21 protein-coding genes are annotated in these 22,573 nt (G+C 40.8%); 9 read left to right on the top strand and 12 right to left on the bottom strand.

Annotated elements, in window-relative coordinates; translation table 11 throughout:
• Nucleotides 1–5 precede the first annotated feature (5 nt).
• Nucleotides 6–1,895, bottom strand: a complete 1,890-nt coding sequence (gene yidC / locus T495_RS0109550; protein ID WP_033148502.1) for a membrane protein insertase YidC — start codon at nt 1,893–1,895, stop codon at nt 6–8.
• A gap of 108 nt (nt 1,896–2,003) precedes the next feature.
• Here yidC and T495_RS0109545 point away from each other — a divergent pair, with 108 nt between their 5' ends.
• Nucleotides 2,004–3,182, top strand: coding sequence for a DUF3078 domain-containing protein (locus T495_RS0109545; protein ID WP_033148501.1), 1,179 nt, complete (start codon nt 2,004–2,006; stop codon nt 3,180–3,182).
• A gap of 35 nt (nt 3,183–3,217) precedes the next feature.
• On the opposite strand, the gene T495_RS0109540 is transcribed toward T495_RS0109545, so the two are convergent.
• On the bottom strand, nt 3,218–3,607 hold the full coding sequence (locus T495_RS0109540; protein ID WP_028904002.1) for a DUF1573 domain-containing protein: 390 nt from the start codon (nt 3,605–3,607) through the stop codon (nt 3,218–3,220).
• A 141-nt stretch (nt 3,608–3,748) separates the two neighbouring features.
• On the opposite strand from T495_RS0109540, the gene aspS reads away from it, so the two are divergent.
• The 3 genes from aspS to T495_RS0109525 all read left to right on the top strand — a co-directional run bounded on the left by aspS (nt 3,749) and on the right by T495_RS0109525 (nt 6,351).
• Nucleotides 3,749–5,530: an aspartate--tRNA ligase gene (aspS, locus tag T495_RS0109535; protein WP_033148500.1), complete on the top strand. Its 1,782-nt coding sequence runs from the start codon at nt 3,749–3,751 to the stop codon at nt 5,528–5,530.
• Between the two features lie 168 nt (nt 5,531–5,698).
• Entirely contained in the window at nt 5,699–6,007 is a 309-nt protein-coding gene (locus tag T495_RS0109530; RefSeq protein WP_028904000.1) for a winged helix-turn-helix domain-containing protein, read from the top strand.
• A gap of 62 nt (nt 6,008–6,069) precedes the next feature.
• Nucleotides 6,070–6,351, top strand: coding sequence for a hypothetical protein (locus tag T495_RS0109525; RefSeq protein ID WP_051523133.1), 282 nt, complete (start codon nt 6,070–6,072; stop codon nt 6,349–6,351).
• On the opposite strand, the gene T495_RS0109520 is transcribed toward T495_RS0109525, so the two are convergent.
• From T495_RS0109520 to T495_RS0109500, 5 genes are all read right to left on the bottom strand, one after another.
• Entirely contained in the window at nt 6,318–7,460 is a 1,143-nt protein-coding gene (locus T495_RS0109520) for a glycosyltransferase family 1 protein (protein WP_033148499.1), read from the bottom strand. The genes T495_RS0109525 and T495_RS0109520 overlap by 34 nt on opposite strands.
• A complete protein-coding gene (locus tag T495_RS0109515; RefSeq protein WP_033148498.1) occupies nt 7,457–8,047 on the bottom strand; it encodes a DapH/DapD/GlmU-related protein in 591 nt (196 codons plus the stop codon). The genes T495_RS0109520 and T495_RS0109515 overlap by 4 nt, the downstream gene beginning before the upstream one ends.
• Nucleotides 8,010–9,167, bottom strand: coding sequence for a glycosyltransferase (locus T495_RS0109510; protein ID WP_197018864.1), 1,158 nt, complete (start codon nt 9,165–9,167; stop codon nt 8,010–8,012). Before T495_RS0109510 ends, T495_RS0109515 begins: the two co-directional genes overlap by 38 nt.
• 137 nt (nt 9,168–9,304) lie before the next feature.
• Complete coding sequence (locus tag T495_RS0109505; RefSeq protein ID WP_028903997.1) at nt 9,305–10,477, bottom strand: glycosyltransferase; 1,173 nt, start codon at nt 10,475–10,477, stop codon at nt 9,305–9,307.
• The gene (locus tag T495_RS0109500) at nt 10,474–11,589 is read right to left on the bottom strand and encodes a glycosyl transferase (protein ID WP_033148497.1); all 1,116 of its coding nucleotides are present in this window, start codon (nt 11,587–11,589) and stop codon (nt 10,474–10,476) included. The genes T495_RS0109505 and T495_RS0109500 overlap by 4 nt, the downstream gene beginning before the upstream one ends.
• 125 nt (nt 11,590–11,714) lie before the next feature.
• On the opposite strand from T495_RS0109500, the gene T495_RS0109495 reads away from it, so the two are divergent.
• The 5 genes from T495_RS0109495 to T495_RS15250 are packed head-to-tail and all read left to right on the top strand — an operon-like array spanning nt 11,715 to nt 16,996.
• Nucleotides 11,715–12,881 carry a glycosyltransferase family 4 protein gene (locus T495_RS0109495; RefSeq protein ID WP_033148496.1) on the top strand — a complete coding sequence of 389 codons (1,167 nt, stop codon included), beginning with the start codon at nt 11,715–11,717 and terminating at the stop codon, nt 12,879–12,881.
• Nucleotides 12,868–13,896: a glycosyltransferase family 2 protein gene (locus tag T495_RS0109490; RefSeq protein WP_081832076.1), complete on the top strand. Its 1,029-nt coding sequence runs from the start codon at nt 12,868–12,870 to the stop codon at nt 13,894–13,896. The genes T495_RS0109495 and T495_RS0109490 overlap by 14 nt, the downstream gene beginning before the upstream one ends.
• 58 nt (nt 13,897–13,954) lie before the next feature.
• Nucleotides 13,955–14,818: a glycosyltransferase family A protein gene (locus T495_RS0109485; RefSeq protein WP_028903993.1), complete on the top strand. Its 864-nt coding sequence runs from the start codon at nt 13,955–13,957 to the stop codon at nt 14,816–14,818.
• Entirely contained in the window at nt 14,815–15,948 is a 1,134-nt protein-coding gene (locus tag T495_RS15595; RefSeq protein WP_081832075.1) for a glycosyltransferase, read from the top strand. The genes T495_RS0109485 and T495_RS15595 overlap by 4 nt, the downstream gene beginning before the upstream one ends.
• Complete coding sequence (locus T495_RS15250) at nt 15,932–16,996, top strand: glycosyltransferase family 2 protein (RefSeq protein ID WP_051651976.1); 1,065 nt, start codon at nt 15,932–15,934, stop codon at nt 16,994–16,996. Before T495_RS15595 ends, T495_RS15250 begins: the two co-directional genes overlap by 17 nt.
• Before the next feature lie 9 nt (nt 16,997–17,005).
• Here T495_RS15250 and T495_RS0109470 read toward each other — a convergent pair whose 3' ends face one another.
• The 5 genes from T495_RS0109470 to T495_RS0109450 all read right to left on the bottom strand — a co-directional run bounded on the left by T495_RS0109470 (nt 17,006) and on the right by T495_RS0109450 (nt 22,550).
• Nucleotides 17,006–18,019, bottom strand: a complete 1,014-nt coding sequence (locus tag T495_RS0109470; protein WP_033148493.1) for a Stealth CR1 domain-containing protein — start codon at nt 18,017–18,019, stop codon at nt 17,006–17,008.
• Between the two features lie 10 nt (nt 18,020–18,029).
• Nucleotides 18,030–19,034, bottom strand: coding sequence for a glycosyltransferase (locus T495_RS15245; RefSeq protein WP_051651975.1), 1,005 nt, complete (start codon nt 19,032–19,034; stop codon nt 18,030–18,032).
• 103 nt (nt 19,035–19,137) lie between these two features.
• Nucleotides 19,138–20,151 carry a Stealth CR1 domain-containing protein gene (locus T495_RS0109460; protein ID WP_033148655.1) on the bottom strand — a complete coding sequence of 338 codons (1,014 nt, stop codon included), beginning with the start codon at nt 20,149–20,151 and terminating at the stop codon, nt 19,138–19,140.
• Between the two features lie 308 nt (nt 20,152–20,459).
• Nucleotides 20,460–21,494 (bottom strand): acyltransferase family protein, encoded by a 1,035-nt coding sequence (locus T495_RS0109455; protein WP_033148492.1) that lies wholly within the window; start codon nt 21,492–21,494, stop codon nt 20,460–20,462.
• 57 nt (nt 21,495–21,551) lie between these two features.
• Nucleotides 21,552–22,550, bottom strand: a complete 999-nt coding sequence (locus tag T495_RS0109450; RefSeq protein ID WP_033148491.1) for an acyltransferase — start codon at nt 22,548–22,550, stop codon at nt 21,552–21,554.
• Nucleotides 22,551–22,573 lie beyond the last annotated feature (23 nt).

Raw genomic sequence — 22,573 nt, 5'->3', positions numbered from 1 at the left:
AAGTTTTATTTCTTTTGTTGGTTCATACGCTGTTTCTGCAGTTCCTCTGCCTGCTTCTGCATAGCCTCCAGACGGGCAGCCAGACCAGAAGTCTTCTTCTGAGGATTATTCTTGTTCTCCTTATACTTAGCCTCCAGGATGGCGAGTAACTTCTCGTCGTTGGTGGTCTTGCGGAGTGTCCACATGATGGTTGCCGACATGAACAGTGAGATGAAGTAGTAGAAGTTCAGACCAGAACTGTAATCATTGAACATGAAGAAGAACATCAGAGGCATCAAGTACATCATCCACTGCATCATTTTCATCTGCTCGGCCTGCTGACCAACCATCTGATCCTTCTGCTGGCGCATGGTCATATACGAGTAAAGGATCTGGGCCACACAGAACAGGATACAAGTGAGCGACAGGTGGTCGCCGATACCCCAGATGTTGGTGCCCCATTCGATGATAGGATCGTAGGTTGAGAGGTCGCTGATCCATAGGAATGACTCGCGACGCAGTTGGATAGCGTTAGGTACGAAGAAGAACATAGCCATCCAGATTGGGAACTGAATGAGCATAGGCAGACAGCCACCCAATGGCGATACACCATATTGTGAGTATAGTTGCATCATAGCCTGTTGTTTCTTCATCTGGTCCTCTGGTTTGTCGTACTGCTTGGTAGCCTCATCGAGTTTGGGCTTCAGCACACGCATCTTGGCAGATGACATGTAGCTCTTCTTCACCATAGGATAGGTGATGACCTTCAGCAATAGGGTGATCAGAATCAGAACGATTCCCATTGAGAAACCCCATGAGGTGAGCCAGTCGAATACATAGATGGTGAACCAACGGTTAATCCAGCGTACCAGCCACCACCCCAGATTTACTAACTGCTCCAGATCGAGGTCCTTGCCGAATGTGCTCTGCTGCTCTACGTCCTGAATCAGACGGAAGTCGTTAGGGCCAATATACATCTCGAACTCTGTAGCCTTAGCACCAGTGGGGTCGAAAGCAGTCTTCAGCTTTGCACCCATCTGTTTCAGATAACCAGAACCTTTCTGCTGTGGAATGCTGGTCAACAGAGAATTGGCAGCGAAGTTATCTTTAGAGATAAGAGCTGCCGAAAAGAACTGGTTCTTGAAAGCCACCCAGTCGAGTTGCTCCTCAATCTCCTTGTCAATCTCCTCTGAACTCTCACTAACCTCCTTAGTGCCGCTGTTAGCCTTCTTATAAGTAACAGATGTATAGCGGTTTTCGAATGTAAAGCCTTTCTCCTGCTGGCGAACCAAGTCGTTCCACTCAATGTCCATCTGCTGGTAGTTGGGTGCAAACATGCCCTGCAGACCGTTAGCCTTCATGTTGAAGTGCAGCATGTAGTCCTTGCCCAACACATAGTTGAACTCGATACTACCGCCATTACCAGCCAGAGCGGTCATGGTGAGGGTAGAGTCGGTAACGTTCGATGGGGTGAAGAAAAGGTCTTTGGTGATGATGTTCTCCGACTTACCAGCCAGCATGAAGTTCATCTGCTGTGTCTTTTCGTCGAAGAGCGTCACATCCATGCCGTCTTCCAGATTCTCGAAACCTTTGATTACTGCTTTAGCCAGTGTACCACCTTTTGTGTTGAATGTCAGCTCCACCTTGTCGTTCTTCAGTATAACGGGTTCGTTCTTACCATTTAACGATGCATAGAAAAGAGCTGTTGTGTCACCCTGAGCAGCCGCATCAGCCTGTGCTTTACGTGCTGCCTCTTCTGCTTTCTGTTTCTTGGCGGCATTCTGCTGAGTCACTGTTGCAATGCTGTCTTGCTTTCTTGCGGCCTCTATTTCCTCCTGCGAAGGCTGGTTATACCAGCTGAAGCCGATAAGCACCAGCGCAATAAGGACAAAGCCGATAATAGTGTCTTTATTCATTTTATTTTGCTTTTTTATTAATGTACGCGTAAATCAAGGTGCAAAATTACGAAAAAAATGCGAAAAGAATGCATTCTATAGCCAAAAAATTGTATCTTTGCACCTGATATGAGAAAAGTAGCATTGTTATTTGCAGCTTTTTGTGCGCTCAGCGCCTCTGCTGCTCAGCCCAAAGATACGTTAGATGGACGTTTCTATCGTCTGTTTGCGCCAGTAACTTTTTATCACAATGTAGCTAATAAATCGCTTTCATTCGAGTCGGATGCTACTGGTAAGGATCCTGTGGCTGATGCTATCGATGCTGCGCTGATGCATATTTACTTGAATCGTCCAGATCTGGTGAATAGTACAGAGACAGAGTTGCTGGAAACGGGTAAGATTCGTAAGGATGTGGATAAGCCACTTAAGAATCAGGTGAAGCTGGTTGAGAAAGTTGAAGGTCCGGTGATTGACACCCCTGATGATGTGCCTACAACCGTTCTGATTCAGAAACCGGATTTCTGGACTAAAAAGGGTGATGGCTATCTGCAGTTCATGCAGAACTACGTGAGTGGCAACTGGTATAAGGGTGGTGAAAGCAACTACTCGATGGTAGGTGCTCTGACACTGGAGGCTAACTACGATAACAAGAACAAGTGGAAGTGGGATAATAAGTTGGAGATGAAACTTGGTTTCCTGCGTTCACGTACCGACTCTGTGCATAAGTTCAAGTCTAATGAAGACCTGATCCGTTTGACCAGTAAGGTGGGACTTCAGGCAGCCAAGAACTGGTACTACACTTTGCAAGTGCTGGCTTACACGCAGTTTACACAGGGTCTGAAGTCTAACGACCATAATACTTACTCTGACTTCTTTTCGCCTTTCAATCTGAACTTCGGTCTTGGTATGGATTACAAGGTGGCTTCGAAGAACAAGAAACTGAATGGTACGGTCAATATGTCACCCATTGCAGTCAACTATCGCTATGTTGATCGCTTGGCGCTTGCTCCAAGCTATGGCTTGAAGGAAGGCAGACATTCTATGGTTGACTTTGGTTCGCAGTTGACAGCTGATGTTAGCTGGAAAATGAACGATGTGATTACATGGAAGTCACGCCTCTATGCATTCACGTCGTATAAGCGTACTGAAATCGAGTGGGAAAACACTTTCTCTCTGCGAGTATCTAAGTATATCTCAGCCAACCTGTTCCTCTTCCCCCGTTTCGACGATACGGGTACGAAGGATGGCGACTTGGGATATCTTCAGTTCAAAGAGTATAGTTCTATCGGATTTACTTATGGATTCTAAAACAAAAGCCCGCTTACTTCAAGCGGGCTTTTGTTTTATTGAGCTTCTGTCATTTCTCCCTCAATATAGAGGCGTGTCATTTCAACTACTCCGTTGGTTCGGATGGTGATTGACTTTTTGAAGTGACCTGGGAACTTTCCTGTACCGTTATAGGTTACTTTTATTTCACCCTTTTCGCCTGGCTGAATCGGGGTCTTGGTGTACTCAGGTACGGTGCAGCCGCAGCTGGCTACGGCCTGATTGATGACCAAAGGCTGCTCGCCTACGTTGGTGTAGGTAAATGTGTAAGTAACAACAGGACTCTTCTCTGAGAAAGTGCCGAAATTATGCGTCAGTTTATCAAACTTAATCTCAGCAGGTTTCTGAGCCAGAGCGGCTGTCAAACCGCAAACAAGCATCAATGCTATAAATGCAATCTTTTTCATCTTTTTATTCGTTTAAATGATTAAATCAGTGCAAAGTTACTATAAAATTACGAATTAATGACGAAGAATTAAGAAATATGTTTGTCTATTATCAATTTTTTATGTAATTTTGCACCTTAAATGAATAAATAGCAATTAAATATGTATAGAAGTAAGACTTGTGGAGAGCTTCGGCTCCAGGATGCAGGCAGTGTGGTAACACTGGCCGGATGGGTACAGCGCAGTCGTAAGATGGGCGGTATGACCTTCGTTGATCTTCGCGATCGTTATGGCTTGACTCAGCTTGTTTTCAACGAGGCTGACAATGCAGAGCTCTGCGAGCGTGCCAACAAACTTGGTCGTGAATTCTGTATTCAAATCAAGGGTGAAGTGAGCGAGCGCCAGAGTAAGAACCCTAAGATGCCTACTGGTGATATTGAAATTCTTGTAAAGGAGTTGAACGTATTGAGCGAGAGTCTCACACCTCCTTTTACCATTGAAGATAATACAGATGGCGGTGATGATATCCGTATGAAATACCGTTATCTCGATTTGCGTCGTGCGGCTGTTCGTAAGAATCTTGAGCTGCGTCACCGCATGACTATCCTGATTCGTAACTTCCTCGATGCTAAGGAGTTTATCGAGGTTGAGACTCCAATTCTCATTGGTTCTACTCCAGAGGGAGCGCGCGACTTTGTGGTTCCTTCTCGTATGAACCCAGGTCAGTTCTATGCACTTCCCCAGTCACCTCAGACTTTGAAGCAGTTGCTGATGGTATCTGGCTTCGACCGTTATTTCCAGATAGCGAAATGCTTCCGTGATGAGGACTTGCGTGCCGACCGTCAGCCTGAGTTTACTCAGATTGACTGCGAGATGTCGTTTGTTGATCAGGAGGATGTGCTCCAGATTTTTGAGGATCTGGCTCGTCATCTGTTCAAAGAGGTGCGTGGAATCGAATTGCCTGCACTTCAGCGTATGACTTGGCATGAGGCTATGCGCCGTTTCGGTTCGGATAAGCCCGACTTGCGTTTCGGTATGGAGTTTGTCGAACTGATGGACCAGCTTAAGGGTACAGGCACGTTCCCTGTATTCAACGAGGCTAACTATATCGGTGGTATCTGTGTACCAGGTTGTGCTAACTATTCTCGTAAGCAGCTCGATGAGTTGACTGATTTTGTTAAGCGTCCTCAGGTGGGAGCTAAGGGCTTGGTTTATGTCAAGTTTAATGAGGATGGTACCGTTAAGTCGTCTATCGATAAGTTCTATACACCAGAGGTGTGGGCTCAGGTCAAGGAGGCAATGGGCGCCAAGGATGGCGACCTCGTGCTGATTCTGAGTGGTGACAATGCCAACAAAACGCGAGTTCAGCTCTGTACTCTCCGTTTGGAGATGGGTGACCGTCTTGGACTTCGCGATAAGGATAAGTTCGTTTGTCTGTGGATTGTCGATTTCCCATTGTTCGAGTGGAGCGATGAGGAGCAGCGCCTGATGGCTACTCACCACCCATTCACGATGCCAAATCCTGATGATATTCCTCTGTTGGATACCGATCCTGCTAAAGTTCGTGCCGTAGCTTACGACTTCGTTTGCAATGGTGTTGAGGTTGGTGGCGGTTCACTCCGTATCCATGATGGAAAGTTGCAGGAGAAGATGTTCCAGATTCTGGGCTTCACCCCAGAGCGTGCGATGGCTCAGTTTGGTTTCTTGATTAATGCTTTCAAATATGGAGCACCTCCTCACGCAGGTCTGGCCTTTGGTCTGGATCGTTTCGTAAGTCTGATGGCAGGTCTCGATAGTATCCGCGATTGTATTGCGTTCCCCAAGAATAACAGTGGTCGCGATGTAATGCTCGATGCACCTGGTGAGTTGGATCAGAAACAGTTAGATGAGTTGAATCTACAGGTTGAACTGCGTTCTACCTCATCCTCGCAAGGCAGTGAATAAAGTTCACTGCGCTTGCTTCGCTCGTTGGTTGACCTACATCAAGAATAGTTTTCGTTCTGCTAAAAAAGCCTAAAAATCAGTAAGTTGTCTGAAATAAAAACGGTATTTTTGCAGTCGAAAATTAACAGAAGTTTATAACTTCAATATAAGTATTAATTTTTTAGAACTATGGCAGAAAAGAAAGCAACAACTAAGAAGGCTACCGAGACAAAGGCAGCCGTAGCTAAAAAGACAACTGTAAAGAAGGCTACAGCTCCTAAGGCAGCAGCAAAGACTGTTCTCGCAATCAATGCAGAGAATATTGGTTTTAAGGCAGGTGATGTATATCAGGCACTTGCAGCAGCAGAAAAGGCTCTCAGCGTAAAAGAGATTGCAAAGGCTGCAAAGATTTCTGAGGAGGAGACTCTTCTTGGTTTGGGTTGGCTCTTCAAGGAGGGCAAGCTCGCTAATGATGGTGAAAAAGTTACATTGGCATAAGCCTCTTAACAAATGATAGAAAGAAGGTCGGTAATCGCTTTTACCGACCTTTTTTTACCCGAATGACGTACGATCAGCAGATATTGAGTATTTTGACCAGTGTGGGTGAGCGTGGCATCAGCGTAATGCAGGTGTCAAAGCATGTCTATAACATGAACTTGAGTTTTTTCTATACGCCCGACTTGGATGAGATACGTGCTTATGTCCAGCAGTACTTGCTGAAGAATTCCAAGTCGCCACAGTCATTAATCGAATCCACTGGTCGTCGTGGGTATTACCGTTTGAATACCCAGAATAATTCCGACGCCCGTCAGTTGATGTTGGAATTTGGTAACTCCTTATAAACAGTTTCGTACAGTTTGAGTAGTTGTTCTGCAGTCTGTCGCCATGAGAACAGACTGGCTCTTTTCAAACCAATTTCCTTTTGTGCCTCATAGAATGCTTCATCATTTTCCAGACGTAGCATCTGTTCGGTTATCTCATCAGAGTTCTCTGGGTTGATGAGTATGGCTTCTTGACCACCAATTTCTGGCATCGATGAGGTGTTGGATGTGATGACTGGCGTGCCGCAGGCCATAGCTTCAAGCAGTGGTATGCCGAAACTCTCTCTGAGCGACGTATAGAGGAAGGCAAAAGCGCTATGATAGATATAAGGTAAGTCGCCGTTGACGATATAACCTGGCATCACGATATGCTCGCGGATGTTTTCTATATGGTTCCTTTCGATGATACCATCAAGATAGGTCTTGTCCAGATCTGCCATCAGCAGTTTTCGCCTCACAGTCGATTCCTTGAGGTATTTCGAATAGGCAATCAGCGTACGTTCGGTATTCTTCTTCGGGTCAGTATTCCCCAGGAAAAAGAAGTAACCTGGCTTTTCGATGTATGATTTATAGATGTCAGCTACATCTCTTAGCGGTTTAAACCATTCATTGTAACCATTATATATCATGGCCATCCTCTTTTCGGGGATGTTCAGTTTGCTAATAATATTCTGTTTCTCAAAGTTCGAAACTGTGATGATGCGATGACATCTCTGCAGTATCTTGGGCACAACGATGCGTCGGTACAGCCACCCCATATTCTGATAGAGCGACTTGTTATTCTTATCTCTTGGCTCTAAGAAGATGATATCATGCAGTGTCAGTACAAGCGGAATATCGCAGAATATGGGAGCCGTATTGCTGGTGCAATGCAGTATGTCCAATTGGTATTTCTTGGCCGCTCTAGGTAGAGTTATCTGTTCCCATACAGGATAGAAACTCTCGCCGATGACAATGATATGTACATTTTTTGTATCTTTCAGACATCTGTCCACGCCGGGGGCTACAAACACGAAATACTCGTTCGTGGTATCAATCTTCTGCAGTTCCTTGATTTCCTGTAGTACCACATAGTCCATGCCATGTTTGTTCCGGCGGAACACGCGTTGAGCTTCGATGCCTATTCTCATATCTGTTTGATTATTTTTGCTGGTACACCCGCTACAAGCGAGTGGGGTGGAACATCCTTGGTAATAACAGCCCCTGCTGCTACCACGCAGTGGGTGCCAATCTTTACACCTGGTAGAATCACAGCATTTGCTCCAATCCATACATCATCCTCTATAATGACGTTGTTGGTGCTAACTCCTTGTTCATCAATTCTTTTGCTCGTATCGCCGAAGTTGTGGTTCAGGGCTGTTACTGTAATTCCTTGTGCCAGGTTTACATGGTTGCCTATCTTCACTGGACCTATGATTGTGTTGTGTAGTCCCACCCTTGTATGATTGCCGATGGTGACATCGCCAACCGCATTATTGATGCAGGCAAACGACTCCACGACCGAATAATCTCCTATTGAGAATTTTCGGTAGGGTGGTGTATCCATTCGGGCCGACCGATGAATCACAGAGTGTTTTCCTCGGTGTTGATAGAGTGGGGCCAATAATCTGATGAACCAGCGTGGCCTTGTTTCCACCTGATTCATTATCACCCAGTCGATAAACTTCTTTAACTTCGGGCTATTTTTGAACTTTGCTCTTACGCTTTCGTTGTCCATCACTCTCTATCAGCGTTTTCCATTGTTCAACAATCACACTCACGTTGAACCGCTGGGCTATCATGATTGCCTCGTCCGATTTCGCCTGCCAGTCCATGCGGGTGGCTGCTTCAAGTTGATTAGCCAGATCATCTACATCACCATTCTTGAAGTACATGCCGAAATCGCCCAGAATCTCCTTGCTCGAAGGCAGGTCTGAAGATATCACAGGCAATCCATGAGCCATTGCCTGTACCAGTACCAGTCCGAAATTCTTCCATCTCGAACTGGATACATATACACTGGCTTGTGTATAGTACATCTGAATGTTTTCTGTATATGGATGAATCTTTATTCGTTTGTTCAGATTGCGGCTTTCAATCATTTTGTTTAGCATATCCTTCTCAGGACCGTCACCAACGATATCCAAGTACCAGTCTTGGTTCTGTTGGGCAAACTTATCGAATGCCTTAATCAGTAAATCGAATCCCTTGTGCATGGGGGTTAGTCGTCCTACTGCTAAGAAGCGCTTGTTTTTGCCTGTTGCAGGCGCCCCTGGTTTGATTGTCAGTGGGTTCGGAATTACAAAAGGCGAGAAACCGTAAGCTCGATAGTACATCTCCGAATCCTGCAGATACAGTAATACGGTTTCATCCAACTTCTGTAGCTGGCGTCCGTAATGGTACTTCAACTCCGTACCTAAGTAGGGCGAACCCTCTCTCAAGAAGGCCTGAAACGAATTGTAAATCCAACCGATAGTCTTTACATGACCTAAATCTCTTTTGATGGTAGCCAGTCTCATGGAGAGGTATGAGTTGACTGCTATGATTGTGTCAAATTGTCCTTCCTTCAGAACTTTTACCACAGCCTCTCGTTTTTGTCTGGGGAATGAACTATGGGCATACAGGTCGGAAGTCATTGAAGTTTTGGGCAGGATGTTCTTGTAGAGATTGCTATAGATGTTGTATGAAAGGCTTTTCCATTTCCCTGGTTCTGGAAAATGCGTAAAGACAAATTTGATGGGATAGTCTTTTAAATTATACATGGCTAAGTTTTTTTGCTGGGGATCTTCGAAGCTTACGATGGTTACATCATAATATTTTGTCAATTCCTCAGCAATCACCGCGGTCACTCTCTGCATACCGCCCGATTTAAAAATACTATCTGCAATAAAACAAATTTTCTTCATACAAGTATAGGCATCCAATTATCGTTGACAAAAGTACAAATAATTTTGGATTTTTCCAAATTTTATGCTCTATTTCTCAAAAAATGATACTATTCTATCAGTTTTTTCCATTGCCTGATGATATTTTTAATATCAAATCGTTGGGCTATTTCCAATGCTTCCTTCGATTTTGATGCCCAGTCGATGTGAGTGGCATCCTCTAATCGCTGTGCCAAATTCTCGATATCTCCATTCTTGAAATAGAGTCCGAAGTCACCAAGAATCTCTTGGCTCACCGGAAGATCTGACGATACGATTGGTAGTCCATGTGACATAGCCTCGACTAATACCAAAGGCATGCCTTCCCATCTGGAACTCAATACATATACCTGCGCATTGCTATAATGGGTTTGAATATGGTTCGTAAAAGGATGGATGGTGACTCTGTCCTCCATTTGATATCGTGTGATCAACCCTTTAAATGCAGATTCTTCGGGGCCTTCACCCACTATATCTAATAGCCAGTCTTTATTCTTTTGGGCGAACAAATGGAAAGCCTCGATTAATATGTCGATGCCTTTATGCAGTGGCGTAAAACGTCCAATGGTCAGAAATCTCTTACTACAACCCTTAGATACTTCTCCCTGTATCAGTGTCAGTGGATTATAGATTACAATGGGATTTAGTTGTTTGTTTGATACTTGAAAACGCTTCGCATCGTCTTGGCAGAGTACTATCAGATGATTTAATTTTCTGAATTGTAACAGATAATGAGTCAGTCTTCGTGGACCAATGTGATAGCGGGAATTCTCACCAAATAGAGCTTCGAATGAATTGTGTAACCACCCAATCAGTTTTATATTTGGCAATTGCTCCTTGAGAGTTGCCAATCTGGCGGCAAGAGGAGCGTGTACGCCTATAATAATATCGTACTTGCCTTGTCGGAGTTCTGATAGCAAAGCATTTCGCAGTTCCGATGGATATGAACTATGGGCATACATGTCAGAGCACCATTTGCATGATGGCTGTAATTTCAGATATAGACCGCTGTATACTTTACATATATGCCTTTTCAGCTTACTGATTTCCGGATAGCTAAAGAATCGATAGGTTATATCCGCTTCCTTTAGACCATAAAGAGTCGTATCCAGCAGTTCTGGCTTGTCAAAGGTCACGATGCTCACATCATAATCCTTTGCCAATTCCTTGGCAATTACGGCTGTAACTCTTTGCACCCCGCCTATACTGAAAATGCTGTCAACTACAAAACAGATCTTTTTCATGGTAATACACGATTCAAAACTATTTTCATTTGTTCTCCCCACGAGAGATTCTTTATCGAATCTCTTATTTCTGCTGGTGACAGGCTCAAGCTCTTATAGAAATCAATGATACTATTAATTTCTATTGGAGTTTCATTCGCAGGAACTTTGAGCACATATGGCTTTTTATCAAAATCACTATCTGTTTCGGAATATACAAAAGGTATGCCTCTGGCTGCATATTCTCTATTTTTCAGTGTCTTGATCTTGTCGATTCCTACGCGATGCCTGCCAAGACTTCCTATACCAAAATCACATTTCTCAAATATCTGGTCGAGTTCTTCCCCATGTTTTTTTCCATAGAGAATAACATAATCCTCCATATGATTATCTGAGATAATCTTTTTGAATTCATTTTCTATTTCTGTTGAGAAAAAATAGCCTACAACATGAAATCTTACAATATACTCTTGTGGTTTAGAATAATAATAAGCTAATCCTTTTACAATCCTGTCAAATCCATGCCATTCGTGTATCTCAGCAACTCCAATGAGATTGAGTTCTTTTGAGGTGTCGTTGATGGTTGTCTTCATTTTGACACTATCAAAGTCTATTCCATTAGATATCTTGATGGTGCGCTGGCCGAATATTTTGTCATAGTCAGAGAATGTGACAATGGCGTCTAAATTCTTGGCAAGTTGATTCCTGAAAATCCTATCTTGAAAAATCTGTCGGCTTATACCTTGTGCTTCGTATTCTGTGTCATAAGGGTATGTCGGTATTTCCATGACCACTTTTGTACCATCTGCCTTCATCTTCTTAACCATGTTAATGGTGAACAGGTTGGCATTATGGTTAGAACGTATGTAAACCAGATCTATATGATGTTCTTTCACATAGTTGGAGATAGAAGAAAATTCTGTCCGTTTACGTATCTTGCTCAAAAAGCCCTTCCCATAATCAGCAATGACTTCTTGGTCAATGATCCTTCTTTTGGTGTCCTTTTCATCCATATAACATAAATGAACCTCCATTCCACATTGAGCCAAGGCATCTACTTGATATGATATCTTTTTGCTGATACCATTGTTGGGGTCAAACCCATGAAATATTAAAAACAGGACCTTCTTCATGATCTATATTTGAAAACATCGGCTAAGTTAACTATTTTTTTATTAGTAGCCAAATTTATAGGCACTTTTTTGTGTTTTTCAGTTTAAATTTGTACTTTTGCATCCAAAAAGGAAAAAGGTTTTATATGAGAAACGATAAGTTTACCATAGTTTACTGTACCCCTGCATTGTACTCTGCCGGAGGAACAGAACGTGTCGTTTCTCTGAAAGCTAACTATTTTGCTGATGTTTTGGGGTATGATGTGACAATAATTGTTACAGAGGGTAAAAATGGCAATTCATTCTTTCCACTTTCGGATAGAGTTAAGGTTATCAATTTGGGCTTGAACTTCGAAGAAATATGGAATGTGCCATTTGTAAAGAAGATACTGCTTTATCTGAAGAAACAGAAAGCGTATAGGAAAATGCTGAGGAGAGAGCTGTTAAGGATTCGTCCTGACATCACAATAACAACTTTACGTAGGGAAATCAACTTTATCACCGATATTAACGATGGTAGTAAAAAGATTGGTGAACAGCATCTGAGTAGAAGTAATTACCGAGGTGTAGATAATCGTTACTCCAATTTTTTTGAGTTGTCATTTTTCAGGTGGTGGAAAGATAGAGTTGTTTCGAGTCTTATGCGATTGGATAAACTCGTGGTATTAACAGATGATGCTGTATCTGAGTGGCCTGAATTGACGAATATTCGAATGATTCCAGATCCGTTAGCTATTAGAGTCCGAAATTCCAGTTCTTTAACGTCTAAGCGTGTTATAACTGTTGGGCGCTACTCTTATGAAAAAGGGTATGACCTTCTGTTGAGAATATGGTCGATTGTTGAAAAAAAATGTAGTGATTGGCAGCTCGATGTCTTTGCTATGGGGGATCCGACTCCATACGTAAAATTGATGGACGAACTATCGATTGATAAGAAACGTTGTCATCTCAATAGTAGTATTGTTGATGTTGAAACCGAATATCTGAAAAGTTCAATTCTGGTTCAGCCATCGAGGACCGAAGGCTTTGGCTTGGTCATTGTTGAGGCTATGGCATGTGGTTTGCCTGTCATTTCTTTTGATTGTGAGAATGGCCCCCGTTCGATCATTGTCGATGGCGAAAATGGATTCCTTATTCCACCATTCGATGTCGAAACGTATGCAGAGTCGTTGTTGCGATTGATTAGTGATGAAAACTTACGTCAAAAGATGGGCGAGAATGGAAAGCAAATGTCTATGCGATATGATATAGACACTGTTGGGAAGCAATGGCAGCAATTATTTGAAGAATTGATGCAAAATGATGGGGTATGATGTAACGATAGGTATTCCAGTTTACAAGTCTGCTGATTTTGTCCGCAGATCTTTGGAATCTGCACTTGCTCAAACATATCCGTCTATAGAAATCTTGGTAGTAGATGATGCTGGTGGCGATGGCTCTTTGGAAATTATTCAACAGGTTAAGCGTACACACCCAAGAGGAAATGACGTACATTTGATATGTCATCAAGAGAATCAAGGTGTTTCTGCCTCTCGAAATCAAATCATCGACCATGCCAAAGGCTGTTTCCTGTATTTCATGGATTCTGATGATGTCATAGCAGAGAAGACGATTGAACTATTGATGTCTCAGGTACGCTCGTATGATGCCGAAATGGTCTTCGGTTCTTATGAGAAGGTAGAATTGTCAGGTCATAAGGAACTTTATCAGTATCCTGACGTTCATTTTACTCAAAAAGATGGGTTGGCTGCCTTTGCTTATCGCAAATATGCTGGAATCCAGGCTTCTGCATGTAATTATCTGATAAAGATAGACATTCTTCGTGAAAATCATCTGCGTTTTATTGAAACAGACTATTGGGAAGATATGGTATTTACTTTCGATCTGGTAACCTATATTTCACGTGCAGTTATGTTGTCTGATATCACATATAGTTACATCTGTAGGCCTCATTCACTTTCTCATTATCAGTATCGCGAAACCATATCGAAGCATGAAGTATGGCAGAATGTCCGAGCTGTCGACTATCTCAAAAGAACATCTACTCGTTTAGTAGACAAAGTGTACTTTCCTAATAGGTGTTGTAATATTGTTATGACAGATTTCTACATAGCCTGCAATATTCTTAAACGTAGGAAAGCTATTGCTCCATATGTCGAGGATTGGGAAATCAAGTCTTTGATGAAACATCCAGCAAGTTTTCGTCAAGTCTGTAAATTCCGTCAGTCTCGTGCTAAGAATACTATATTGTTCGTTTTATCTAAATTGCCTGTTTTTTGGTGCGTCCGTGTTATCTGGTGTGTTGGAAAACTGAAAAAGTTGATATAAAATTTGGTTGTTTGTCAGAAAATGCTTATCTTCGCCAACAAATATAGATATGAAGCTTATGTCCAATTGGTACGATAAATATCTGAGCATTTATGGGAAACCGTTTAGTGAGGTTCCTCATGACATCATTGAAGGCACTCGTCAACGTTTGGCGGCCTTGCAGAGTGATCACCCTATTGCTTCGATTGTTGTTATAGGTTATAATGAAGAAACTCATTTGCAGGCTTGTTTGTGGGCTATCAGTGAGATAAAATGTAAATATCCCGTTGAGATTATCGGTGTTGATAACGACTCTAAAGACCGTACCGCAGAGATATACGAAAAATCAGGTATTCCTTATTATACCGAATACCAACACTCGTGTGGTTATGCTCGTCGATGTGGATTACAGCATTCACGAGGAAAGTATTACTTCGATGTAGATAGTGATACGCTTTATCCGCCAATGTATTATGAGTTGATGCTCGACCAGCTGATGAAACCAGGAGTTGTTGCTGTTTCTGCTACTTGGAGCTATTTTCCCGATGCGAATCATAGTAAATTGGGACTGAAACTATTCGAAATGTGCCGTGACCTGTTTCTTTGGGTACAGCATTTTAAACGTCCGGAGTTGAGTGTCCGTGGATTGGTCTTTGCCTATAATGCTGACTATGGTCGCCAGGAAGAATATAGAGTGGATATTATCCGTGGTGAAGACGGATCGATGGCTTTGTCATTAAAGAAATACGGAAAGATCAAGTTCGTTCGCGATAGTCGTTGCCGTGCGATAACGGGCTATGGCACCATTGGCAATCAATCCATGTGGCAGAGTTTCGTACAGCATGTCAAGATCCAGAGTAAAGGAATTACCCGAATCTTTTTCAAGAAAGATCATTATGAGGATAGTGACGATAATCTCGTAAAACCAAAGACATCGCGATGAGACTATTGTACGTTACTGATGCATTGGCAATCTATGGAGGTATAGAGCGGGTGTTAACTCAAAAGGTTAATTGGTTGGCAGAACACGGCTATGAAGTGTGCGTGTTGACAGTTAATCAAGGTAAAGAGCCTCTTTGTTTTCCGTTGCATTCAAGTGTGCAGTATGATGATTTGAATATTCTTTTCTATCAGCAGTATCGTTTTGTGGGATGGAACCGATGGCTAAAGAAACATCAGCTGAATTGTTTGTTTCGTCATCGGCTATCCGAAAGAATTAAAGTGTTCTCACCGGATATTATTATTTGTACCTCTTTGGAGTATGTGTATAGTTTATTGTTAGTTAAAGGACTTATTCCACTGGTGTTCGAGTCACATTCTTCATGCTTATGTGAGTCTTTTGAGCACGATGGTATCTGTCGTAGACTTTACATGAGGTATATGAAACACTTCGTTAAACAGGCAGCTATGGTGGTGGCTCTTACTGAAGGTGATGCTGCCGAATGGCGTAAGTATTCGTCTCATGTTTGTGTTATACCTAATGTGGTTTCTCTGAATCCGAGTAATGTAATAAGTGATTGTTCCGCAAAATCTGCTATATTTGTAGGACGTTTTTCTGGCCAAAAGGATATTGGTAGTCTGTTACGTATTTGGTCTGTTGTACATGAACAATATCCTGACTGGAAACTACATATTTATGGTGGATACGGAGTTGAGAAAGTCAAAAGAATAACAGAAATAAATAGTAGTGGAACAAATATCGTTGTTCATGAACCATCTGCGGAAATAATAGAACGTTATAAGGAGAATTCTATTTTCCTGTTGACATCCAAATACGAACCGTTTGGATTGGTTCTTCCAGAAGCGATGAGCTGCGGTTTGCCTGTTGTGGCATTTGATTGCCCTTATGGACCTGCTGATATTATTACAGATGGGGTAGATGGTTTTTTGGTGAAAGGGCGAGACTGTAGGTCTTTTGCAGAAAAAGTCTGTATGTTGATTGACGATATGGCATTGCGTAAGAAAATGGGAGAATCTGGGGTACAATCAGCCCGTCGTTTTGATACTTCTGTTATTATGCCAGTGTGGGATAGTTTGTTTAAAAAGATATTGAATCATGATAGATACTCGTAGTAATGATAGAATGAATAATCCACTTGTTACGATTGGTATACCTGTGTATAATGTGGAACCGTATGTTGAAAAGTGTTTGTGTTCAGTTCTGAATCAGACCTATACGAACTTAGAAATCCTGATTGTTGATGATTTAGGTACTGATAATTCCATGGGTATTGTTGCTGATTATGCAAAATCCCATCCCCAAGGAGACCGTATTCGTATTATTCGTCATCCTCAGAATATTGGTATTGGTGGAGCAAGAAATACAATTATTGATCAAGCTCAAGGAAAATATCTGTATTTTATTGATTCCGACGACTTTATTGAATTGGATGCGATAGAAACTCTGCTAGATGTTGCTGAAGAAAATCGAACAGATGCAGTTTTCGCTTCATGTAGGCGTGTTGATTACGAATCCTTAAAAGAATTACCTACATTTACATATACAAAAAGAGAGTCTTTTTTTGATAAAGATGCCTTTGCGAATTATGTCTGTCAAGATCTTCGTTGGCATGTAGGAATTAACGTGTGGAATATTTTGTTTAGGCTTGATTTTCTTAGGAAAGGCAACTTCCGCTTTTCTGCGAGGAAGGACGAGGATGCCGTGTTCCTCTCTGATTTCTATTCAGAGATAGAGCGTGCAGTGATATTACCTGTTGTCACATACAATTATGTGAGTCGTCCTGGATCTATTATGGGTAATATGGCTAGAACACATATCCCAACCAAAGAAATTCGGGAGCGTTTCCGAGCTGATGCTGTGATGACTGATCATTGCGCTCGATTGAGAGGGCGTACTTTCTATGACGTTCATTGCGCCAGGGTTGTCAAACATAAATTCCGTGCAGTGTGTGTAGCTTTGCGCCATCGCAAACGTTTTACGGAGCCATTGCCAGACAAAGAGATATGGGAAGAACTGAGACATCCTGCGTCATTTCATGAGATTATCCGTTTTGAGCGATATCGGGGATTCCACATGCTGTTTTACATGATGAGTAAACTGCCACCATCAATCTCAGTTTTCTCTTGCTATGTGGTGGGGAAACTTATGAGATGGATTTAAGCCGTCTGTTTATAATTCGAACGATGATTTCTGGGGGAATTTTTGATCAAAAATACGTTTGAGTTCTTGACTTACCCATTCATAATCATCTTCTGTGCATAATGGTGTGTCATTCAAACAGATGGACTTACTTTTGCAGCCCAATAAAGCCTGTTCAATTGCTTTTAAACTATTCTTTTTTACCATGAAGTAGAGCCCATCACGTTTGGTAGGATAGAATCGGTTAGTGGCGAATTGCCAATAGCGGAATAGATATTGATTAGCACTTACGTCTTCGCGGAATCTTGTACAACTGGCAAACAAGAAATCAGTGTTCTTTTCCCAAACTTCTTCTATGCTTGATTTCAGGTATGCCTGCTCAAGATGATAGTTGGAGAATCCTGTGAACAGTCTCTGTTTAGAAAGCAAAGCACTTGTAATAAGCCCTTTCAATCCGAGATGCGGTCCAAACCATCGTTTGGGCGACTGCTTGACGACTTGCCATCTGTTAAAGTTACTATTCAAGATGCCGATATCTGTTAGCATGGTGATATTAATGCCAAACTTATCTTCCTTGGTGTAGATGGGGACATTCAGATAGGTCTCCTTATTCCTGTCGCAAGGTAAACCCTTCTTGAAGAAATAATCTTGCTCAACAGGAGCGTTGAGCATCATGTCGTCGTTAAAGAATACGAAATGTTCTGATAGTCCTTTGATGCGATGTATAAACAATTCGATGGTGTATGCATTAAAAGTTGGGAGATATTCTTCTGGTATGTAGTCGCTGTGCTTTACCAAAACTAATTTGGGGTTATTCGCATTAATCCATGTGGGGAACTTGCCGTTTGTCACCAGATATACCTTATTTACCCATGGCGCATACGTTTCCACGGCTCGGAACCAATAGTTAAAAACATTCGTGTCTCTAAAGCGAGCCCATTCAATGTGCCCTTTTGTCCCAGTTTTATACTTAGCATACGATTGTTGCCATGCCGGGTCGTTAGAATCTAACCATAATACAACGAAATCAATTTTGTGTTCCATATACTTGATGTTAGTTACTTCCCCATTTTAAGTGCTTAATTACCATCATCAGGATTATATATAGATGAGGCCATGTCCTGAATAGGTATGTGTGAGTTTTCTGTATGATTCCATGGCTGAATTTTAAACTCGGGCATGTTTGTTTCAATTCTTTCAGAACGGCTACTCTGTCAGAATTCTTTTTAAAGACATAGCACAGCTTTTGTAACAGACTCTTGTATGACATGAAAACCTTATCCTTAAGGATGTATGAGAGCTGAGGGGGGATATTTTTCATGTCTTTTAATGCCCATGATAGGGTGATGGCCATGCAATAATCTTTGGCTTTTTTCCTGCTGAAATTTCCTGGGAATGAAGTGGAGTCATACCTTATTCGGTATATATTCAATCTCCATGATGTTTTTAGGCATAGGCCGGCTTTTAGATAACATTCATGGGTAAAAGGTATATCTTGTGAAGCAATTCCCGGATAAAACTTAAGATGATTGTCTAATAAGAAATCTCTTCTAAAAAGAATCCTCCAGACGTATGCCTTATAAGGTAAATAAAAATCGATGTACATTTGCTGCCCTGTACTTTCCTCAAATATAGGTTCTGCTATTTGCTTTACAGGGTTTTCTTTTATTTTTTCTATCTCCTCAGAGCTCATGCTTACATAGTCAGCAGTTACCATGTCTGCTTTTGTCTCCAAGGCTTTCTTTAAGAGCGGGCTTAAGCTGTTCTCTATTAGCAAGTCGTCCGAATCAGGCATCAATATGTATTCTCCTTTGGCTATGGCAATACCATTGTTGCGGGCAACAGATAAACTGAGATTATCTTGGTTGATAACAATGATGTTGTTATGTTCTTCGATAATATCTTGAATGACTTCCATACTCTGGTCTTTCGAACCATCATTGACTATGATAACTTCATAGTCATTCTCGTTTAATCCTTGCTTGAATATGCTTTCAATACAAGGTCGGATATACTTTTCTACATTGTATACCGGCACAATTATAGAAAGTTTAGTCATAGGCTAATAGAATTTCGATATTTCTTGCAAAAATAACGAAATAATCAGAAATAGCCAAACAAAATCGTAGTTTTTTTGGTGTGGGTATGAAAAATGCTGCTAATTACATCTCAAATGATGATTTTTGTGGGAATTTCTGATCTAAAATACGTTTCAGCTCTTGACTCGCCCAGTCATAGTCACTATCCGTGCATAGTGGTGTGTCATTTAAACAAATGGATTTACTTTGGCAACCCAATAAAGCCTGTTCAATATCTTTTATACGATCTTTTTTTACCATAAAGTATAGACCATCACGTTTGGTGGGATAAAAACGGTTGGTAGCAAACTGCCAGTATCGGAATAGGTATTGATTAACGTTTGTGTCTTCGCGGAATCTTGTACAACTGGCATACAAAATGTCGCTATTCTTCTTCCAGACTTCTTCTAAGGTTGATTTTAGGTAGGCCTGTTCAAGATGATAGTTGGAGAATCCTGTGAAGAGTCTCTGTTTTGCCAATAGTACACTCATGACAAGTCCTTTTAGGCCAACATGTGGTCCAAACCATCGTTTGGGCGACTGTTTGACAGCGTGCCATCTGTTAAAGTTGCTGTTCAAGACTCCGATATCTGTTAACATGGTGATATTAATGCCAAACTTGTCTTCTTTAGTGTAGATGGGTACATTCAGATAGGTTTCCTTATTCCTATCGCAAGGTAATCCCTTCTTGAAAAAATAATCTTGTTCAACTGGAGCGTTGAGCATCATGTCGTCGTTAAAGAATACGAAATGTTCTGATAATCCTTTGATGCGATGTATGAACAATTCGATGGTGTTTGCGTTAAAAGTTGGAAGATATTCCGCTGGAATATAATCACTATGCTTTACCAAAACTAATTTGGGGTTATTCGCATTAATCCAAGAGGGAAACTTGCCGTTTGTTACCAGATATACCTTATTTACCCATGGCGCATACGTCTCCACGGCTCTGAACCAATAGTTAAAAACATTTGTATCTCTAAAGCGAGCCCATTCAATGTGCCCTTTTGTCCCAGTTTTATACTTAGCATATGATTGTTGCCATTCTGGGTCGTTAGAATCTAACCATAAAACGACAAAGTCTATTTTTTGTTGCATACTATTCTTATGATTAAGTGGTTCCATCTCATTTGTTTCTCCACTGTCGAATTAAAATTTGCTGCAAAAGTAATACTTTTTTGTGAAATTAGCAAATAATGGAAGTGTTTTTTCCAAAAAGAATAGGCCACTTATCTTTGTTGTTGATGATGATGGGTAATTATAGGGAATAAGGGTGATTATGCGGCTTTTGATTGCATTGAGCGATTTTGCTATGTAGTTAATGGCAAATACTGAGATGGTATTACTAAAAAATGTAATAGAGTTTGAAAAATATAACAACCTGCATTTGGATTAATAGTTTTTTCTTAACACTTTTGTATTCTATTCTTCCCGAGCATAAATGGAAAATTGTTCTTGAAGAATATTATTATGGGGTATTCTAATGCAACAAAAAAAAGTGCTATGAGAATAGCTGTTATAAGAGGATAAACAATTTCTCTTTGAATACCAAATAACATTGAAATACCATAGTTGGTGGCTCCAATAAACATTCTGTGTAACCCCATAATAACAATGGTGCCTATTGAAATATTGTCAATAGCTGTAAAATGGACCTTGTTCAGAAGCTTGCAAAGACTTAGTATTCCCCAAATTGCAGATAAACAGATTAACCAATAAAGTATGCCATATTCAACAATGGAAGTACCATTTCTAAAAATAGAAAAAAAATAGATGCTACTAATGATTCCTAACAGGCAGATGAAAATATCTTTCTTCTGATAATCTGTGTAGATATAATTCTTCTGTTTACAATAGAAACCAAGGTAAAAAAAAGCACAGCATTTTGTAAATCCTACAAAAGGTAAATCTGTAACAAAACGAAATGCCTCGTTAACTATATAAAAACATGTGGTACATATTGATAATAGTATAATGAATAATCCTCCTTTTTTGTATTTGTTGCATATTGCGAGGATAATTTTCATAATCAGTAGAGATACAATAAACCATGTAACTCCATTTAGTGACTCATAATAAGCTGTTTTATGTTGTAGCATAAAAGTACCAATTATCGGTTTAATATAGTCATACCATCCTGCATAGGGATAATCTATAGAATGCCTAACTACCCAATATGGATAAAAGATAATATTGTAGCAAAAATATGGAATAATAAGAGTGTTCCAATATTTTTTCAGAGTAATTTTACTAAAAAACTCTTCTTTTGTTAAAAATCCCGAGATGAAAAAGAATAGGGGCATATGAAAAACTACGATGTAATTTTGTAGAAAATTTCCTTTTTCTATTGGCGTGTGTCCAAATACTACCAAGGTAATTGCTAGGGCTTTTGCCCAATCAATCCAAATTAACCTGTTTGTAATTATAATCGTATTTCCCATATAGAATATTTTTCTGCAAAAATAATATTATTTTCTTAGTAATCCAAATTTTAAGTACTATTTCTTTCCTAAAAGGGATGGCAACCTTTCTTGGGTGCAAATGATGAATGGTAATAATGTTAGTTCTATTATTATAACTAAGGCAATGTTTTGGTACCAGTTATAAGTGATATTTGAGATATCCGTACTATTCTCTAAGGTGTAATCGATTATGCCAATCATCATACGATGGAGGCCGAAGATCAGCATGGTTCCTATAGATATGAGGGTGATTATGTGGCTTTTGACTGCGTTGAGCGATTTTGCCAGGTATATAAAGGCAAATACAGAGATGGTATTTACAATATAGAATAATATAATATGTATGATAAATCTGTCTTCATGGATGTGCCAGTAGAAGAGAATGAGGCTCAATAATAGGGTAGATGTGCCGATTGTTAAATCCTTTCGGAGATTGAATCGTTTCAGCTGATGCCAATGTTGCAAGAGATTTCCCAGGAAGAAGAAACATAGACAGCGGATTAATCCGTGGTAGGTGATGTATGGGGCATAGTGGTAGAATTTGTTGGCGCCGTAGAGCATCATGGATGTGATGGTGAGAATAAGCATTATTGACTTGCTATGCTTATGTTTGTTGGTCACGTCTGTTAGGATGTGCATGATGAATAGAGCGATTAAAAACCATGTTACACCGTTTAGCTCGCATGAGAAACTGCTGTTTAGCTGTCCCAGTATTGTGCCGACGATAGGCCTAAATGCGTCGATAATAGTTATACTGCCGTGTTCTATGTAGAATTTGGTAAGCCAATAGGGATAGTAGATGGCATTATATATTATATAAGGTAAAAGGAGTGAGTATCCGTATTTCTTGGCAGACTCCTTAATAGTTAGATTCTGTTTTTTTAGATAACCTGATACAAAGAAGAATGTAGAGAGAATGACTGATGCGAGATATTGTAGATAAAACGTATCTTCCTGTTGGGGTAGGTGGCAGAATACCACTACCGTCATGCAGAATGCTTTCGCCCAGTCTATCCAGTTTATTCGCTCTTTCATACTGCAAAAATACAGAAAAAAGC

It is taken from the genome of Prevotella sp. P6B1 (assembly GCF_000702825.1).
GTDB lineage: Bacteria > Bacteroidota > Bacteroidia > Bacteroidales > Bacteroidaceae > Prevotella.
The sequence above is the reverse complement of the archived record's forward strand: the minus strand, read 5'-3'. Positions and strand labels throughout refer to the sequence as shown.

What these genes read in the sequence shown, in the direction of transcription:
- yidC (WP_033148502.1), bottom strand. Translation starts at nt 1,895, where the DNA reads ATGAATAAAGACACTATTATCGGCTTTGTCCTTATTGCGCTGGTGCTT.
- T495_RS0109545 (WP_033148501.1), top strand. Translation starts at nt 2,004, where the DNA reads ATGAGAAAAGTAGCATTGTTATTTGCAGCTTTTTGTGCGCTCAGCGCC.
- T495_RS0109540 (WP_028904002.1), bottom strand. Translation starts at nt 3,607, where the DNA reads ATGAAAAAGATTGCATTTATAGCATTGATGCTTGTTTGCGGTTTGACA.
- aspS (WP_033148500.1), top strand. Translation starts at nt 3,749, where the DNA reads ATGTATAGAAGTAAGACTTGTGGAGAGCTTCGGCTCCAGGATGCAGGC.
- T495_RS0109530 (WP_028904000.1), top strand. Translation starts at nt 5,699, where the DNA reads ATGGCAGAAAAGAAAGCAACAACTAAGAAGGCTACCGAGACAAAGGCA.
- T495_RS0109525 (WP_051523133.1), top strand. Translation starts at nt 6,070, where the DNA reads ATGACGTACGATCAGCAGATATTGAGTATTTTGACCAGTGTGGGTGAG.
- T495_RS0109520 (WP_033148499.1), bottom strand. Translation starts at nt 7,460, where the DNA reads ATGAGAATAGGCATCGAAGCTCAACGCGTGTTCCGCCGGAACAAACAT.
- T495_RS0109515 (WP_033148498.1), bottom strand. Translation starts at nt 8,047, where the DNA reads ATGGACAACGAAAGCGTAAGAGCAAAGTTCAAAAATAGCCCGAAGTTA.
- T495_RS0109510 (WP_197018864.1), bottom strand. Translation starts at nt 9,167, where the DNA reads ATGCAGAGAGTGACCGCGGTGATTGCTGAGGAATTGACAAAATATTAT.
- T495_RS0109505 (WP_028903997.1), bottom strand. Translation starts at nt 10,477, where the DNA reads ATGAAAAAGATCTGTTTTGTAGTTGACAGCATTTTCAGTATAGGCGGG.
- T495_RS0109500 (WP_033148497.1), bottom strand. Translation starts at nt 11,589, where the DNA reads ATGAAGAAGGTCCTGTTTTTAATATTTCATGGGTTTGACCCCAACAAT.
- T495_RS0109495 (WP_033148496.1), top strand. Translation starts at nt 11,715, where the DNA reads ATGAGAAACGATAAGTTTACCATAGTTTACTGTACCCCTGCATTGTAC.
- T495_RS0109490 (WP_081832076.1), top strand. Translation starts at nt 12,868, where the DNA reads ATGATGGGGTATGATGTAACGATAGGTATTCCAGTTTACAAGTCTGCT.
- T495_RS0109485 (WP_028903993.1), top strand. Translation starts at nt 13,955, where the DNA reads ATGTCCAATTGGTACGATAAATATCTGAGCATTTATGGGAAACCGTTT.
- T495_RS15595 (WP_081832075.1), top strand. Translation starts at nt 14,815, where the DNA reads ATGAGACTATTGTACGTTACTGATGCATTGGCAATCTATGGAGGTATA.
- T495_RS15250 (WP_051651976.1), top strand. Translation starts at nt 15,932, where the DNA reads ATGATAGATACTCGTAGTAATGATAGAATGAATAATCCACTTGTTACG.
- T495_RS0109470 (WP_033148493.1), bottom strand. Translation starts at nt 18,019, where the DNA reads ATGGAACACAAAATTGATTTCGTTGTATTATGGTTAGATTCTAACGAC.
- T495_RS15245 (WP_051651975.1), bottom strand. Translation starts at nt 19,034, where the DNA reads ATGACTAAACTTTCTATAATTGTGCCGGTATACAATGTAGAAAAGTAT.
- T495_RS0109460 (WP_033148655.1), bottom strand. Translation starts at nt 20,151, where the DNA reads ATGCAACAAAAAATAGACTTTGTCGTTTTATGGTTAGATTCTAACGAC.
- T495_RS0109455 (WP_033148492.1), bottom strand. Translation starts at nt 21,494, where the DNA reads ATGGGAAATACGATTATAATTACAAACAGGTTAATTTGGATTGATTGG.
- T495_RS0109450 (WP_033148491.1), bottom strand. Translation starts at nt 22,550, where the DNA reads ATGAAAGAGCGAATAAACTGGATAGACTGGGCGAAAGCATTCTGCATG.